Source organism: Pseudomonas sp. ICMP 3272, assembly GCF_001466905.1.
GTDB lineage: Bacteria > Pseudomonadota > Gammaproteobacteria > Pseudomonadales > Pseudomonadaceae > Aquipseudomonas > Aquipseudomonas amygdali.
Map to the genome: position 1 here is coordinate 83,934 of NZ_LKEK01000039.1, position 14,680 is coordinate 98,613.

Consider the following 14,680-nt stretch of genomic DNA (forward strand, 5'->3'; position numbering starts at 1 on the left):
GAACTTCGATTGGCAATTATTCATGCGGTATGTAACCGGCCTGGACAAATGAAAGAGACAGGCACCCTGTTTCGGTGTCAGCACAGTGCATACAGGTAGCACATACGCCACCTGCATACAAAAGACTCCGTGAAAGGCACCCCGGCGAATTACTCGCTGGAGAGCAGATCCATGGTGTGCTTATCCATCATTTCCAACGCACGGCCACCGCCGCGCGCAACGCAGGTCAGCGGGTCTTCGGCAACGATCACCGGCAGACCTGTTTCCTGAGCCAGCAATTTGTCCAGATCACGCAGCAATGCACCGCCACCGGTCAGGACCAGACCACGCTCGGCGATGTCCGAAGCCAGCTCCGGAGGCGACTGCTCCAGAGCGCTCTTGACCGCCTGAACGATGGTCGCCAGTGACTCCTGAAGCGCTTCGAGCACTTCGTTGGAGTTCAGGGTGAACGCACGTGGCACGCCTTCAGCCAGGTTGCGGCCGCGGACGTCGACTTCACGCACTTCGCCGCCCGGGTAGGCCGTACCGATTTCCTGCTTGATGCGCTCGGCAGTGGATTCGCCGATCAGGCTGCCGTAGTTACGACGCACATAGGTGATGATCGCTTCATCGAAACGGTCACCGCCGACACGTACGGATTCGGCATACACCACACCGTTCAGGGAAATCAGCGCGATCTCGGTGGTGCCGCCGCCGATGTCGACAACCATCGAACCGCGAGCTTCTTCCACCGGCAGACCGGCGCCGATTGCAGCAGCCATCGGCTCTTCGATCAGGAATACTTCGCGCGCACCTGCACCCAGGGCAGATTCGCGAATGGCACGACGCTCAACCTGGGTGGATTTGCACGGAACGCAGATCAGCACACGAGGGCTGGGCTGCAGAAAGCTGTTTTCGTGGACCTTGTTGATGAAGTACTGCAACATTTTTTCGCAGACGCTGAAGTCGGCGATAACGCCGTCTTTCATGGGACGAATGGCTGCAATGTTGCCTGGAGTACGGCCCAGCATGCGCTTGGCTTCGGTACCGACGGCTACGACACTCTTCTGGTTGCCGTGAGTACGAATGGCAACGACAGAGGGTTCATTCAGAACGATACCGCGCTCACGCACGTAGATAAGGGTGTTGGCAGTGCCCAGGTCGATGGATAGATCACTGGAAAACATGCCACGCAGTTTCTTGAACATGGGAAAGGGACCCTAGGGAACGCGTGGTAAAAAAAGTGCGGCAAACTCTAACAACGACAGGGATTTTGGGCAAGGAGCCAATATGCTAAATTGGCGGTTTTCCGAACACGACCCTCGACGTTAGCGGCTTGAGACAGTAATAACGCGATAGTGTTCCGCAATTGGCAACAAAGCAAATCCATAAGCATTCCACTGGAGATACCCCATGGCGCTTGAACGCTCCGACGTGGAAAAGATCGCTCATCTGGCCCGACTGGGTCTCAATGACGCCGATATCCCGCGTACCACCGAAGCACTTAACAGCATTCTCGGGCTGGTCGATCAGATGCAAGCGGTCGACACCACTGGCATCGAACCTCTGGCTCACCCGCTGGAAGCCACCCAGCGCCTGCGCGAAGACGCCGTCACCGAGCAAAATCGTCGTGACACTTACCAAGCCATCGCACCAGCGGTCCAAGACGGCCTCTATCTGGTTCCGAAAGTCATCGAGTAAGGGAAAGCGCCTGCATGCATCAAATGACTCTGGCCGAGATCGCTCGCGGACTCGCCGAAAAAAAGTTTTCTTCTGAAGAGCTGACCCGCGTTCTGCTGTCGCGTATCGCGACGCTTGACCCGCAGCTCAACAGCTTCATCAGCCTCACCGAAGACCTGGCCATCACTCAGGCCCAGGCGGCAGACGCTCGGCGCGCCGCCGGTGAGAACGGCCCGCTGCTCGGCGCCCCGCTGGCGCACAAGGACCTGTTCTGCACTCAGGGCATCCGTACCAGCTGCGGCTCGCTGATGCTCGACAATTTCAAGGCCCCGTATGACGCCACTGTGGTTTCGCGTCTGGCCTCTGCCGGTACGGTGACGCTGGGCAAGACCAACATGGACGAATTCGCCATGGGTTCGGCCAACGAATCCAGCCATTACGGCGCGGTGAAAAACCCGTGGAATCTGGAATGCGTGCCCGGTGGCTCTTCCGGTGGTTCGGCTGCGGCGGTTGCTGCACGCCTGCTGCCTGCGGCAACCGGCACCGACACCGGCGGCTCGATTCGCCAGCCAGCGGCACTGACCAACCTCACGGGCCTCAAGCCGACCTACGGCCGCGTATCGCGCTGGGGCATGATTGCCTACGCCTCCAGCCTCGATCAGGCCGGCCCGATGGCACGCACGGCCGAAGACTGCGCACTGCTGCTGCAAGGCATGGCCGGTTTCGATCCGCAGGACTCGACCAGTATCGACGAGCCGGTTCCGGACTACTCCGCCAGCCTCAATACCTCGCTCAAGGGCCTGCGTATCGGTGTGCCGAAAGAGTATTTCAGCGCAGGTCTGGACCCGCGCATCGCGCAGCTGGTGCATGAAAGCGTCAAGGAGCTGGAAAAGCTCGGCGCGATCGTTAAGGAAATCAGCCTGCCAAACCTGCAACACGCAATTCCGGCCTACTACGTCATCGCTCCGGCTGAGGCATCGTCCAACCTGTCGCGTTTCGACGGCGTGCGTTTCGGCTACCGCTGCGAAGACCCGAAAGACCTGACCGACCTGTACAAGCGTTCCCGCGCTGAAGGCTTTGGCCCGGAAGTCCAGCGCCGCATCATGGTGGGCGCCTATGCGCTGTCGGCGGGCTACTACGACGCTTATTACCTGCAAGCGCAGAAGATCCGTCGCCTGATCAAGAACGATTTCATGAGTGCATTTGCCGAAGTCGACGTGATTCTCGGCCCGACCACGCCCAACCCGGCCTGGAAGATCGGCGCCAAGACCAACGATCCGATTGCCGAATACCTGGAAGACTTCTACACCATCACCGCCAACCTGGCGGGCCTGCCCGGCTTGTCCATGCCTGCTGGCTTCGTCGACGGTCTGCCGGTCGGCGTGCAACTGCTCGCTCCGTATTTCCAGGAAGGCCGTCTCTTGAATGTGGCGCATCAGTATCAGCAAGTCACCGACTGGCACACTCGCGCACCTGAAGGCTTCTGAGGAGAAACACATGCAATGGGAAGTCGTCATCGGGCTGGAGATTCATACCCAGCTTTCGACCCAATCAAAGATTTTTTCCGGTAGCGCCACCACGTTCGGCTCCGAGCCCAACACCCAGGCCAGCCTCGTCGATCTGGGCATGCCCGGCGTTCTGCCGGTGCTGAACAAGGAAGCCGTGCGCATGGCCGTCAAGTTCGGCCTGGCGGTGGATGCCGAAATCGGTCAGCACAACGTGTTTGCCCGCAAGAACTACTTCTACCCCGACCTGCCCAAGGGCTACCAGATCAGCCAGATGGAGCTGCCGATTGTCGGCAAGGGCCACCTGGACATCACTCTGGAAGACGGCACAGTCAAGCGCATCGGCATTACCCGCGCGCACCTTGAGGAAGATGCAGGCAAAAGCCTGCACGAAGACTTCCAGGGCATGACCGGTATCGACCTGAACCGTGCTGGCACGCCGCTGCTGGAGATCGTTTCCGAGCCGGACATGCGCAGCGCCAAGGAAGCCGTGGCTTACGTCAAGGCCATCCATGCGATTGTCCGCTACCTGGGCATCTGTGACGGCAACATGGCCGAAGGCTCGCTGCGTTGCGACTGCAACGTGTCGATTCGCCCGAAGGGCCAGGTCGAATTCGGCACACGTTGCGAGATCAAGAACGTCAACTCGTTCCGCTTCATCGAGAAGGCGATCAACAGCGAGATCCAGCGCCAGATTGATCTGATCGAAGACGGTGGCAAGGTTATCCAGCAGACCCGCCTGTACGACCCGAACACCAACGAAACCCGCGCCATGCGCAGCAAGGAGGAAGCCAACGACTACCGTTACTTCCCCGACCCGGACCTGTTGCCGGTGATCATCGAGGATTCGTTCCTCGAGGAAACCCGCGCCACATTGCCGGAACTGCCGCCGCAAAAGCGTGAACGTTTCCAGAGTCAGTTCGGCCTGTCGACCTACGATGCCAGTGTGCTGGCCTCCAGCCGCGAACAGGCCGACTATTTCGAGCAGGTGGTCAGTATCAGCGGTGACGCCAAGCTGGCCGCCAACTGGGTCATGGTCGAGCTGGGCAGCCTGCTGAACAAACAGGGCCTGGAAATCGAACAGTCGCCGGTCAGTGCCGAGCAACTGGGCGGCATGCTCAAGCGCATCACCGACAACACCATTTCCGGCAAGATCGCGAAAATGGTGTTCGAGGCGATGGCCAATGGCGAAGGCAGTGCCGATGAAGTCATCGACAAGCGCGGCCTGAAGCAGGTAACCGACAGCGGTGCCATCGAGTCGATGCTCGACGAGATGCTGGCTGCCAACGCGGAGCAGGTCGAACAATATCGCGCCGCTGATGAAGCCAAGCGCGGCAAGATGTTCGGTTTCTTCGTCGGTCAGGCAATGAAAGCCTCCAAAGGCAAGGCCAACCCGCAGCAGGTCAACGAGCTGCTGAAGGCCAAGCTGGAGGGCTGATCCCGAGCACGCGGTGCAACACCAAGTTGTGACGCGGAGCGTCACGAAATGCATGCCAACGCGGAGCATTGGCACGATAGGTGTCCTCGCGCGCACCTATCGTTCCTCACGCTCCGCGTGGGAATGCAGTTCTGGACGCTCTGCGTCCGCTGTTGCGTGCGCGCTGCGACACCGAGTTGTGACGCGGAGCGTCACGAAATGCATGCCAGCATGGAGGATTGGCATGAGAGTCAACCACACCTACTCCGGCACTCAGGAACCCAACCCATGCGCCGCCTTATTTTTGCCTGCAGCCTGCTGACGTTACTGGCAGGCTGCGCCAATCACATCATCGACCCTCACGGTTATGACGAGACCGGCACAGCCGCTTATTACGGTGCCCGCCATCATGGCAATCGCACAGCCAGTGGCGAACCCTTCAATCAGAACGCCCTGACTGCCGCCCACAGGCAGTTGCCATTCGGCACGCGCGTCAAGGTCACTAACCTGGACAACGACAGGTCAGTGGTCGTACGCATCAATGATCGCGGCCCTCACACGCGTGGTCGATTGATCGATGTCTCTCGCGAAGCAGCCGAACAACTGGGTATGCTGCGTAGCGGCACCGCGCCAGTGCGTGTTCAGGCCCTCGATTAGCCTTAACCCCCATCAACACCAACAAGGACACTCGTATTCTCCAGCTATCGGCCCTGCCCGCCCCCGCGCTCATTCAAATGCTCAGCGGCCTGCTATTGCTGCTGATCGGGGCAGAACTTTCAGTGCGTGCGGCAGTGCATCTGGCGGCGATTTTCAAGGTCAGGCCATTGCTCATTGGCCTGACCGTTGTGGCGATGGGCACCAGCGCGCCGCAAATGGCGGTAAGCCTGCAAGCTGCGTTTGCCGATAACACCGACATCGCCGTAGGCAGCGTCATCGGTGGCAACATCTTCAATGTCCTGGTGATTCTTGGCCTATGCGCGCTGATCATCCCGTTACGCGTTGCCCGCCAGGTGCTGCACATCGATATTCCGCTGATGATCGGGGCCTGCCTGCTGGCCATCGGCCTGTCATGGAACGGCGAATTCAGCAAATTTGACGGTGCACTGCTGCTTGCAGGTTTGCTGGTCTGCCTGATTGTCATCATCCGCCAGGGCGGTCACACGCCGCGCCACGGCCATGCCGAAACAACAGAGAAACCACGCACCTTCACGCGCATCCTCATGCTTGCCGCAGGCTTGCTGCTGCTGACCGCTGGCGGGCACTTGCTGGTTGACGCGTCGGTCGTGATCGCCATCCATCTGGGGCTTTCCGAGCGCATTGTCGGCCTGACCGTCATCGCCATCGGCACCTCACTGCCTGCCCTGATGACCTCGCTGATAGCGGCGTTTCGTGGCGAACGCGATATTGCAGTGGGGAATGTGATCGGCAGCAATCTGTTCAACCTGCTGGGGGTATTGGGAGTGACTGCACTGTTCGCCCCCGTGCCGCTGACGATCTCGCCTAATGCAATGGTGTTCGACCTGCCGATCATGCTCGGTGTTTCGCTGCTTTGTGTGCCGCTGTTCTATTCCGGCTACCGGATAGACCGCATGGAGGGTCTGTTTCTGCTGTCGTTGTACCTGACTTACGGGCTGCATATTCTAGCGATCAGCACCGGAATGGCACTGGCCGAAAGGCTCGAAACGAAAATGCTTACCCTGGCTCTGCCTGTGCTCGGCGTTATTGTTGCCTGGGGCACGATCCGCGCCTGGCGACGCCAGCACTGACCTCAACCCGCATCGATACAAGGGGAATGCCATGACAGACAAGACAATCAGCGAAGGCGAGCAGATCCGTCGTCAGGTAATGGGCGATGTTTACGTCGACCGGGCGCTGGGTAACGCGACCGAGTTCAGCCAGCCGCTGCAGGACTTCGTCAACGAACACGCCTGGGGCAGCGTCTGGAGTCGTGAGGGTTTGCCGCTGAAAACCCGCAGCCTGATCACCCTGGCCACCCTCACCGCCCTGAAATGCCCGCAAGAGCTAAAGGGCCATGTTCGTGGAGCACTGAACAACGGTTGCACAGTGGAGGAAATTCGCGAGGCGCTGCTGCACTGCGCGGTCTATGCCGGCGTGCCAGCAGCCATCGACGCGTTCCGTGCAGCACAGGAAGTCATCGACAGCTACGTAAAGCCGGACTAGATCCAGCCGCCCCATTGCAGAATGAAAATTCCCACGTTGGTGGTGACCGCTGCGGCCAGTGTGGTGATGACGATGATCGCGGCGGCCAGTTCGTAGTTGCCGTTGGCGGTGCGCGCCATGATGTAGCTGGCAGCGGCCGTCGGGCTCGCGAAGTACAGGAACAGAATGCCCAGTTCCGCGCGGCGAAAACCGACCAGCCAGGCGGCCAGCGTGCAGAGCAGCGGCAGCGTGATCATTTTCATGACGCTGGCACTGATCGCCAGACTGCCACTTTTACGCAGCGAGGCCAGCGACAGCGTGCCGCCGATGCAGATCAGCGCCAACGGCAGGGTCATTTGCGCCAGATAACTGCCGGACGTCTCCAGCCACCTGGGCAGGCCTATGCTGAAGTAAGCGAAAGGCGATGCGATGATGACGCTGATGATCAGCGGGTTGGCCAACACACTTTTGAACACGCTCCAGGGGTCGGACTTGATCACCGGGCTGTAAACTGCCAGCACAATTGTCGACAACGTGTTGTAGAAGACAATGACCAGCGCGGCCAGAATCGCCCCCAGCGAAATGCCATAAGGGCCGTACATGCTGGCCGCCAGGGCCAGGCCGATTACCCCGTTGTTGCCACGAAACGCGCCTTGAACGTAGACGCCACGCTCTTCTTGCGGGCAGCGCCAGATCGCCCAGCCCCAGGCGAATGCGAAGCTCAGCAGCGTCGCGACACTGAAGAAGATCAGCAGCCTGGGTTGCAGAGCCGCGCGCAAATCAGCGTGAATGATGCCCAGAAACAGCAGCGCAGGCATCGTGACGTTGAACACCAGCCCGGAAGCCGCGACGATAAACCCGTCGTTGATAGCACCGATGCGCTTGAGCAATACGCCCAGAAACAGCATGGCAAACACCGGGGCGGTGATGTTCAGGGTTTGGAGAAAAATAGCCAGCATGCAACATACCCGGTCCCGTCGTTAGGTAGCTCATGATAGGCCACACGCGACAAGCATGTTGCAAGGATTTTCCGAGAGCCTTACCTGCACCACCCCGATTTTCTGTCAGACGATGCGGCTGATCTCCACGGTCGGCTGCAATTTACGCTCAAACACTGAAACGCCATCAAGATCGCGCAGGGCCACAGACATCTCGCCGGTCTGCCCGTCGATGTTCACTTCGCCAAAGAACTGATAACCCGCGAAAGGCGAGGTGTTCTGTGCAGGGGGCGCCTTCTGGAACACCAGCTCCGGACCGAACGTCTTGTCCAGTACATTGGGACCGAAGCTGCCCGCATTCAGTGGCCCGGCGACGAACTCCCAGAACGGGTCGAAGTCCTGAAACACGGCACGATCCGGCTGGTAATGATGCGCGGCGCAGTAATGGACATCGGCCGTCAGCCAGACACAATCGCGAATCTTCTGCGCGCGCAGGTACGCCAGCAATTCGGCAACTTCCAGCTCGCGACCAAGCGCCGGGCCGTCATTGCCGTTGGCGATGGCTTCCCAGCGCGCCACGCCCGGGCTCACCTCGCCATCCGGCACGCCAAGGCCTATGGGCATGTCAGCAGCAATGACCTTCCATTGCGCGCGTGACGCACTAAGTTCGCGCTTGAGCCAGTCAAGTTGCTCACGGCCAAGAAATGCAGTGGTAGGGCCCGGTTTTTCGGCCAGATTGGCATCATTGCCGTCGCGGTAGCTGCGCATATCGAGGACAAACACGTCGAGCATCGGACCGTAAGGAATCTTGCGATAAATGCGCCCGCCATTGTCGGCTTGCTGCAAGCGCAGCGGCGCGTACTCCAGATAAGCCTGGCGGGCACGCGAGGACAGCAACTGGATGTCCTTGACCTTATAACGCTCATCAAGCTGCTTGCTGGGCGACCAGTTGTTGGTGACTTCGTGGTCATCCCATTGCCAGATCTGCGGCACTTCTGCGTTGAAGCGGCGCAGATTTTCATCCATCAGGTTATAGCGGTAATTGCCACGGTACTCGTCGAGGGTCTCCGCCACCTTGCTTTTCGCTTCGGTGGTCAGGTTGCGCCAGATCCGCCCGCCTTCCGTGGTGATCTGCTCGGGCACTGGCCCGTCGGCGTAAATGGTGTCACCGCTGTGGATAAAAAAGTCCGGCAAACGCAAGCGCATCGCCTCATAGATACGCATGCCACCAATGTCAGGGTTGATGCCGAAGCCCTGCCCTACCGTGTCGCCACTCCAGACGAAGCGGATGTCACGACGCTGTTGTGGCGTGCTGCGCAGATGGCCGAACCAGGGTTCGCTGGCGACACCGCTCTGGGCATCCTCGAACGAGACGCGGTAGAAAATCGCCTGATCGACCGGCAGCCCGCTCAATTCGACCCGCGCGGTGAAGTCGGTACGCTGATCGGCTAGCGCCGAGACCACGCGCCGTGGCTGGGTGAACATACTGCGTGTGTCCCATTCGACCACCATCCGCGAAGGCCGGTCGCTGCGGCTCCAGACCATGGCCTTGTCGCCGAGTACATCTCCGGACTGCACACCATCGACCATTTTCGGGCGATCCTGCACCGAAGCGATCACCGCAGGCGCAAGCCCCGGCAACAGCAAACCGGCCCCCACGGCCTGGATGACACGGCGACGCTTGAGATCGAACTGGCTCACGGTTATCCCCTCGCTGACAGGCAAAAAAGTACCGTAACAGGGGAATGTTGGCGCTGTATGACAGCACAGGACCTGAACAACGCGGCTGACGCTAAAAACCGTCAGCGCCCGCTAGCTGTTAAACTCCCGCGCCTTATTCCAGCCCGAGGCGCTTAGCATGTCTTCCTTGAATCAGGCGCTCAGCGTCGCCTTCGATAATCGCCAATCGTTGCTGGGCGAACTGCATCAGCAGGGCACGGACTGCTATCGGCTGTTTCACGGCAGTCAGGAAGGCGCCAGCGGGCTGACCATCGACCGCTACGGCCCGCAGTTGCTGGTACAAAGCTTTCACACCCGCCTGGATCGCGATGCATTGCTTGCGCTGCACGAGCAGGTCAACACGCGACTGGGCCTGGAAACGCTGCTGGTCTATAACGATCGCTCACAAGGCAACTCGCGCGTGGATCGCCAGGATACGGTCTACAAGGCTAACGAAGCGGCGCTGGCCGACCACATCGGGCATGAGTGGGGGCTCAATTATCGAGTCCGCGGCCGGCATGCAGGCCAGGACCCGCTGTTGTTTCTGGACCTGCGCAACACGCGTGGCTGGGTCAAACAGCACAGCGCCGGCAAAAGCGTGCTGAACCTGTTCGCCTATACCTGCGGCGTCGGTCTCAGTGCTGCGGCCGGTGGCGCGAGCGAGGTGTGCAATCTGGACTTCGCCGAAGGCAACCTGGCCGTGGGTCGAGAGAATGGTGCACTTAACCCGCAACTGCCACCCATGCAGTTCATCCAGTCGGATTATTTTCCGGCGATCCGCCAACTGGCGGGGCTGCCGATTGCAGCGCGGCGCAGCCAACAATTGCCCAGCTACATGAAGCTGCAACAGCGCCAGTATGATCTGGTTCTGCTTGACCCACCTGCCTGGGCCAAAAGTGCGTTCGGCACCGTTGACCTGCTGCGCGACTATCAAAGCCTGCTCAAGCCGGCTCTGCTGACGACGGCAGAAGGCGGCGTACTGATCTGCTGCAACAACCTTGCGAAGGTCAGCATGCAGGACTGGCGTGAGCAGGTATTACGCTGTGCCACCAAGGCTGGACGCCCGGTACGCGACTGCCAGGAGATGCTTCCTGCCAAGGACTTCCCGTCTCTGGATAATCAGCCACCCCTGAAAACGCTGATCCTGCAACTCTAATCCGGCGGCTGTTATCGCAAAGCACTATCGGAAAGTTCCTACGAGCGGCGACGGCAGTGCCTTGGGAACCGAACAGGCATGCCATACTCCAAGGGCTTCCAAAAGAGAGAGACGCCGCTGCCCATGTCCAGAGGATTGAAACGCACACTTGGCTCCTTGCTGACTGTGATCGTGCTCTACAGCTTGCTGGGGTTCTTCATTCTTCCCGGTGTCGCTCTGCGGATCGCCAATCAGCAATTGGCCAACTACGCCACCGTGCCAGCGAAACTTGAGCGCCTGGAATTCAACCCCTACACACTGGAGCTGACGCTCTGGGGCCTGAACATCGGCACGCCGGGCAAGGAACAGGTCGCATTTGAAAAGCTTTATGCCAACCTGCAAATCAACAGCCTGTGGACACGAGCGCTGCATCTGCAACGCATCGAGCTGATCAAACCCAAGACCGAGCTGTTGTTCGACAAGCAAGGCAAGCTCAATCTGGCGCAACTGTTCAAGCTGCCAGCCAGCGAACCTGCCAAGGACGAACCCCCCGGCAAGCCGTTCCCGCTGCGTATCGACGAAATCAAACTGGCCGATGGCTACGTTCACTTTCGGGATATGCGCCCCAGCCAGCCCATCGAATTTCTCTACGACACACTCAATTTCGAACTCAAGAACCTCAGCACATTACCCGAAGACAATGCCGACATGACGCTGGTCGCGGCAGGTCCGGATGGCGGGCAGATCGACTGGGTCGGCCGTATCAGCCTGATACCGATCACCTCCGAGGGAACGCTGAAAGTTACCGACAGCAAGATGAAGCTGTGGTGGCCTTACGTGCGTGATGCCCTGCCGCTGGCGCTTGAGGATGGCGTACTGAATTTCAGCACCGCCTACACACTGAATCTGGCCAAGGAAACCGAGCTGAAGCTGACCAATGTGTCGGCCAGCGTCGCGCCCTTCGCGCTGAACACGCCAGACGGTCGCCCTCTTGTTCGCCTGCAACGCCTGGACGTGAGCGAAACTTCGGTCGATCTGGCAAAGCAGCTGGTGACCGTAGGCAAGATCCGCAGCCAGAAGCTGGAAACCTGGGCAGCGCGCGAAGCCGACGGGCAACTGGACTGGCAAAAGCTGTTTGCCAGCCAGCCGGGCAAGCCAGCGGCACCGCAAACACCGGCCGTGGACGACAAGGCGGCTGAACCGGCCCCAGCCACAGAGGCCTCTGCCAAAGCCAAGCCCGCCACGCAAAGCACGCCATGGCAGGTGCTGCTGCGAGATGTGCAGTTGCGCAATTACATGGTCCATCTGGCAGATCGCGTACCTCAAGAGCCCGTTGCTCTGGATGTTGGCCCGCTGAATCTGGACATCCAGAATTTCGACAGCCTGAACAAATCCCCCTTCACGCTCAAGCTTGATACCGGGCTGGGCAAACAGGGCAACCTCACTGCAGCCGGCGATGTGAACCTCAACCCGGTCAGTGCACAACTTAACGTAGCTACCCGCGACATCGACCTGCGCCTCGCCCAGGCCTACATCAGCCCATTCATTCGTCTGGAAATGCGCAGCGGCATGCTGGGCAGCGATCTGGCGGTCAACCTGAAAAGCACCGAACCGCTGGCGTTCAGCGTCACCGGCAAAGCGCAGGTCAATCAGCTTCACACACTGGACACGCTCAAACAGCGCGACTTCCTGAAGTGGCAACAACTGCAACTCGAAGGGCTGGACTACCAGCACGGCACGGGCCTTTCGATTGCCAAAGTCAACATGGATCAGCCTTACGCGCGTTTCATGATCAATGAAGACCGGACCACCAATATCGATGACCTGCTGATTCCGCAGCCTGATGACAAGACCGCATCGCAGCCAAAACCAGCCAGAACACAACCCAAGGCCAAGGCAGAGAACCCTCTGGCGATCTACGTCGGCGAAGTGAATATCAAGGATGGCTCGGCAAACTTTGCCGACATGACCCTGACCCCGAACTTTGCCACCGCCGTGCAGCAGCTCAATGGTCGTATCGGCACCATCGACAACCGCAAGGCGACACCGGCACCCGTGGACATCCAGGGCAAGGTCGATCGATACGCGCCTGTGACCATCAAAGGCAGCCTCAACCCGTTCGACCCGATGGCCAGTCTGGATATCACCACCAGCTTCAAGCGCGTCGAGCTGACCAACCTCACTCCCTACTCCGGCAAGTTCGCCGGTTTCAGGATCCGCAAGGGCAGGCTCAATCTCGACCTGCACTACCTGATCACCAAAGGTCAGCTCAAGGCGCAGAACAAGGTGCTGGTTGAACAGTTGCAACTGGGTGAACGGGTCGACAGCCCGGATGCGCTGGACCTGCCTATCCGTCTGGCGGTCGCGCTGCTCAAGGATACGCAGGGACGAATTTCCCTGGAGCTGCCGATCGAGGGCGATCTGAACAACCCGCAGTTCAGCGTGATGCCAATTGTCTGGCAAACCCTGCGCAATCTTGTGCTGCGTGCTGCGCAGGCTCCGTTCAAGATGCTCGGCGGTCTGGTCGCCGGTGGAAGCTCCGAGGACCTCGGCAGCGTGAGTTTCGCGCCGGGCTCCAGTGATTTGTCGGCAGAGGCGCAAAGTGCTCTGGACAAGCTCTCGGTGGCGCTCAAGGAGCGTCCGGACCTGAAGCTGGAGATCGAAGGCACCAGCGCTGCCAGCAGTGATGGTCCATTGATCGCCCAACAGCGGCTGGAGCGCGAATACCAGTACACGTATTACAAGATCCTCCAGCGACGCGGCGACAAGGTTCCAGCCAGGGCCGGTTTGATACAGGTCCCGGAAGAGGAGAAGGCGCCCATGCTCGAAGGTATCTACAGAACGCGCCTGAAACAGCAACCGCCTGCTGAATGGGCAAACCTGGGCAAGGAACAACGTGCAAACCAGATGCGTGCCGCCGTGCTCAAGTTCTGGAGCAGCAATGAGGTATTGCTGCGTGAGCTAGGCCAGGGCAGAGCCAGCAGCATCAAGGACTACCTGGTAGACAAGGGCAAGCTGGAAGACGCCCGCGTGTACTTCGTCGATGCCCGTCTGGGTCAGGCCCAGCCAGATGGTAAAGTCATCAGCCCCCTCCACCTCGACAGTGAATGAAGCCTTGGCACGTACCCGAATCAAACTGCTGATCAACCTGACCCTCGCCACCCTGGCCGGGTCAGTTGCCACCTCGTCATATGCCACGTCAACCCTGCGCTGTGGTAACCAGCTGGTCAGCACGGGGGACCGGGCATTCGAAGTGCAGCAGAAATGCGGAGAGCCCGTAAGCCAGGAAGTGCTGGGCACTCAGGAGACCTTCAATAGCAACTACCGAAGGTCCGAAGCCGTGAGGATCGAGGAATGGATCTACGGACCTGATAACGGCATGTATCAGTACCTGCGCTTCGAAGGTGGTCGCTTGGTCGGGATTGAAAGCAAGCGTCGTAACTGATGCTCCCCCCTACCCCCTGCACCCATTCTTCACCGCCATAGAAAAGGCCCCGACTCTTCAGTCGGGGCCTTTAATGGCTACATCCTTGTAGCCTCGCATGAACTTTCCATCAATCAATGACTGCGGCTGTTCATGGGCAGTATTCGATTACTCGGCTTTCAGGCCAGCAGCCGATACGTCTTTAACACCTTTGATTTTCTTGGTGATAGCGACGGCGGTGTTTTTCTGAGCTTCGGTAACTTTTACCATGGAGGACAGGGAAACCACACCTTTGTTGGTCTCAACCTTGATGTCCGAACCTGGGATGCCTTTCTCGGTCAGCAGGTCAGCTTTGACTTTGGTGGTGATCCAGGTATCAGAAGTATCTTCTTTGACTTCTTGAGTAGTGGTGTTAGCTGCCAGAACCATTGGCGCTTGAGCCGAGGTCTGTGCGAAAGCAGCGTTGGCCATGGTCAGAGTCAGGGCAGTAGCGGTAGCAGCGGCAATAGCGAACTTCTTCATACGATAACTCCTGTTTTTCTCAAAATCTGCACCAGCGTGTGGTGGCAGGGTTAACAGGTATATCGCAAGCGGTGTGCCAAAAACCAAAAACACTAAAAACCCTTTAAAATCATATAGTTAAGTTTTTTAATTTTTAACCGGGTCGTGCAGTTTGCCCGTTCCTCACTTATTGTGCTTGCAAGATGCATGTTTATACCGAGC

13 protein-coding genes are annotated in these 14,680 nt (G+C 59.1%); 9 read left to right on the forward strand and 4 right to left on the reverse strand.

Annotated elements, in window-relative coordinates; translation table 11 throughout:
- Positions 1-149: 149 nt before the first annotated feature.
- Positions 150-1,187: a rod shape-determining protein MreB gene (gene mreB, locus AO068_RS06810; RefSeq protein ID WP_002555108.1), complete on the reverse strand. Its 1,038-nt coding sequence runs from the start codon at positions 1,185-1,187 to the stop codon at positions 150-152.
- A gap of 205 nt (positions 1,188-1,392) precedes the next feature.
- On the opposite strand from mreB, the gene gatC reads away from it, so the two are divergent.
- The 6 genes from gatC to AO068_RS06840 all read left to right on the forward strand — a co-directional run bounded on the left by gatC (position 1,393) and on the right by AO068_RS06840 (position 6,762).
- On the forward strand, positions 1,393-1,680 hold the full coding sequence (gene gatC, locus AO068_RS06815) for an Asp-tRNA(Asn)/Glu-tRNA(Gln) amidotransferase subunit GatC (RefSeq protein ID WP_058400693.1): 288 nt from the start codon (positions 1,393-1,395) through the stop codon (positions 1,678-1,680).
- A 14-nt stretch (positions 1,681-1,694) separates the two neighbouring features.
- Positions 1,695-3,146, forward strand: coding sequence for an Asp-tRNA(Asn)/Glu-tRNA(Gln) amidotransferase subunit GatA (gene gatA / locus AO068_RS06820; RefSeq protein ID WP_058407959.1), 1,452 nt, complete (start codon positions 1,695-1,697; stop codon positions 3,144-3,146).
- A gap of 10 nt (positions 3,147-3,156) precedes the next feature.
- Positions 3,157-4,602, forward strand: a complete 1,446-nt coding sequence (gene gatB / locus AO068_RS06825) for an Asp-tRNA(Asn)/Glu-tRNA(Gln) amidotransferase subunit GatB (protein ID WP_002555110.1) — start codon at positions 3,157-3,159, stop codon at positions 4,600-4,602.
- Positions 4,603-4,869: 267 nt separating this feature from the next.
- Complete coding sequence (locus AO068_RS06830; protein WP_002555111.1) at positions 4,870-5,238, forward strand: septal ring lytic transglycosylase RlpA family protein; 369 nt, start codon at positions 4,870-4,872, stop codon at positions 5,236-5,238.
- A 77-nt stretch (positions 5,239-5,315) separates the two neighbouring features.
- A complete protein-coding gene (locus tag AO068_RS06835) occupies positions 5,316-6,347 on the forward strand; it encodes a calcium/sodium antiporter (RefSeq protein WP_058407960.1) in 1,032 nt (343 codons plus the stop codon).
- 31 nt (positions 6,348-6,378) lie between these two features.
- Positions 6,379-6,762 (forward strand): carboxymuconolactone decarboxylase family protein, encoded by a 384-nt coding sequence (locus tag AO068_RS06840; protein WP_005733046.1) that lies wholly within the window; start codon positions 6,379-6,381, stop codon positions 6,760-6,762.
- Here AO068_RS06840 and AO068_RS06845 read toward each other — a convergent pair.
- Both AO068_RS06845 and AO068_RS06850 read right to left on the reverse strand, forming a co-directional pair.
- Complete coding sequence (locus AO068_RS06845) at positions 6,759-7,700, reverse strand: AEC family transporter (RefSeq protein WP_058400690.1); 942 nt, start codon at positions 7,698-7,700, stop codon at positions 6,759-6,761. The two genes, AO068_RS06840 and AO068_RS06845, sit on opposite strands and share 4 nt — an antisense overlap.
- Positions 7,701-7,805: 105 nt before the next feature.
- The gene (locus AO068_RS06850; protein ID WP_058407961.1) at positions 7,806-9,380 is read right to left on the reverse strand and encodes an alkaline phosphatase D family protein; all 1,575 of its coding nucleotides are present in this window, start codon (positions 9,378-9,380) and stop codon (positions 7,806-7,808) included.
- Positions 9,381-9,537: 157 nt separating this feature from the next.
- Here AO068_RS06850 and AO068_RS06855 point away from each other — a divergent pair, with 157 nt between their 5' ends.
- The 3 genes from AO068_RS06855 (at position 9,538) to AO068_RS06865 (ending at position 13,978) form a co-directional block, all read left to right on the forward strand.
- Positions 9,538-10,554, forward strand: coding sequence for a class I SAM-dependent rRNA methyltransferase (locus AO068_RS06855; RefSeq protein WP_058407962.1), 1,017 nt, complete (start codon positions 9,538-9,540; stop codon positions 10,552-10,554).
- A gap of 123 nt (positions 10,555-10,677) precedes the next feature.
- A complete protein-coding gene (locus tag AO068_RS06860) occupies positions 10,678-13,644 on the forward strand; it encodes a DUF748 domain-containing protein (protein ID WP_058407963.1) in 2,967 nt (988 codons plus the stop codon).
- Positions 13,604-13,978: a DUF2845 domain-containing protein gene (locus tag AO068_RS06865; protein WP_177342354.1), complete on the forward strand. Its 375-nt coding sequence runs from the start codon at positions 13,604-13,606 to the stop codon at positions 13,976-13,978. Before AO068_RS06860 ends, AO068_RS06865 begins: the two co-directional genes overlap by 41 nt.
- A 147-nt stretch (positions 13,979-14,125) precedes the next feature.
- Here AO068_RS06865 and AO068_RS06870 read toward each other — a convergent pair whose 3' ends face one another.
- Positions 14,126-14,479, reverse strand: coding sequence for a BON domain-containing protein (locus tag AO068_RS06870; RefSeq protein ID WP_002555119.1), 354 nt, complete (start codon positions 14,477-14,479; stop codon positions 14,126-14,128).
- Positions 14,480-14,680: the final 201 nt, after the last annotated feature.

What these genes read in the sequence shown, in the direction of transcription:
- mreB (WP_002555108.1), bottom strand. Translation starts at nt 1,187, where the DNA reads ATGTTCAAGAAACTGCGTGGCATGTTTTCCAGTGATCTATCCATCGAC.
- gatC (WP_058400693.1), top strand. Translation starts at nt 1,393, where the DNA reads ATGGCGCTTGAACGCTCCGACGTGGAAAAGATCGCTCATCTGGCCCGA.
- gatA (WP_058407959.1), top strand. Translation starts at nt 1,695, where the DNA reads ATGCATCAAATGACTCTGGCCGAGATCGCTCGCGGACTCGCCGAAAAA.
- gatB (WP_002555110.1), top strand. Translation starts at nt 3,157, where the DNA reads ATGCAATGGGAAGTCGTCATCGGGCTGGAGATTCATACCCAGCTTTCG.
- AO068_RS06830 (WP_002555111.1), top strand. Translation starts at nt 4,870, where the DNA reads ATGCGCCGCCTTATTTTTGCCTGCAGCCTGCTGACGTTACTGGCAGGC.
- AO068_RS06835 (WP_058407960.1), top strand. Translation starts at nt 5,316, where the DNA reads ATGCTCAGCGGCCTGCTATTGCTGCTGATCGGGGCAGAACTTTCAGTG.
- AO068_RS06840 (WP_005733046.1), top strand. Translation starts at nt 6,379, where the DNA reads ATGACAGACAAGACAATCAGCGAAGGCGAGCAGATCCGTCGTCAGGTA.
- AO068_RS06845 (WP_058400690.1), bottom strand. Translation starts at nt 7,700, where the DNA reads ATGCTGGCTATTTTTCTCCAAACCCTGAACATCACCGCCCCGGTGTTT.
- AO068_RS06855 (WP_058407962.1), top strand. Translation starts at nt 9,538, where the DNA reads ATGTCTTCCTTGAATCAGGCGCTCAGCGTCGCCTTCGATAATCGCCAA.
- AO068_RS06860 (WP_058407963.1), top strand. Translation starts at nt 10,678, where the DNA reads ATGTCCAGAGGATTGAAACGCACACTTGGCTCCTTGCTGACTGTGATC.
- AO068_RS06865 (WP_177342354.1), top strand. Translation starts at nt 13,604, where the DNA reads ATGGTAAAGTCATCAGCCCCCTCCACCTCGACAGTGAATGAAGCCTTG.
- AO068_RS06870 (WP_002555119.1), bottom strand. Translation starts at nt 14,479, where the DNA reads ATGAAGAAGTTCGCTATTGCCGCTGCTACCGCTACTGCCCTGACTCTG.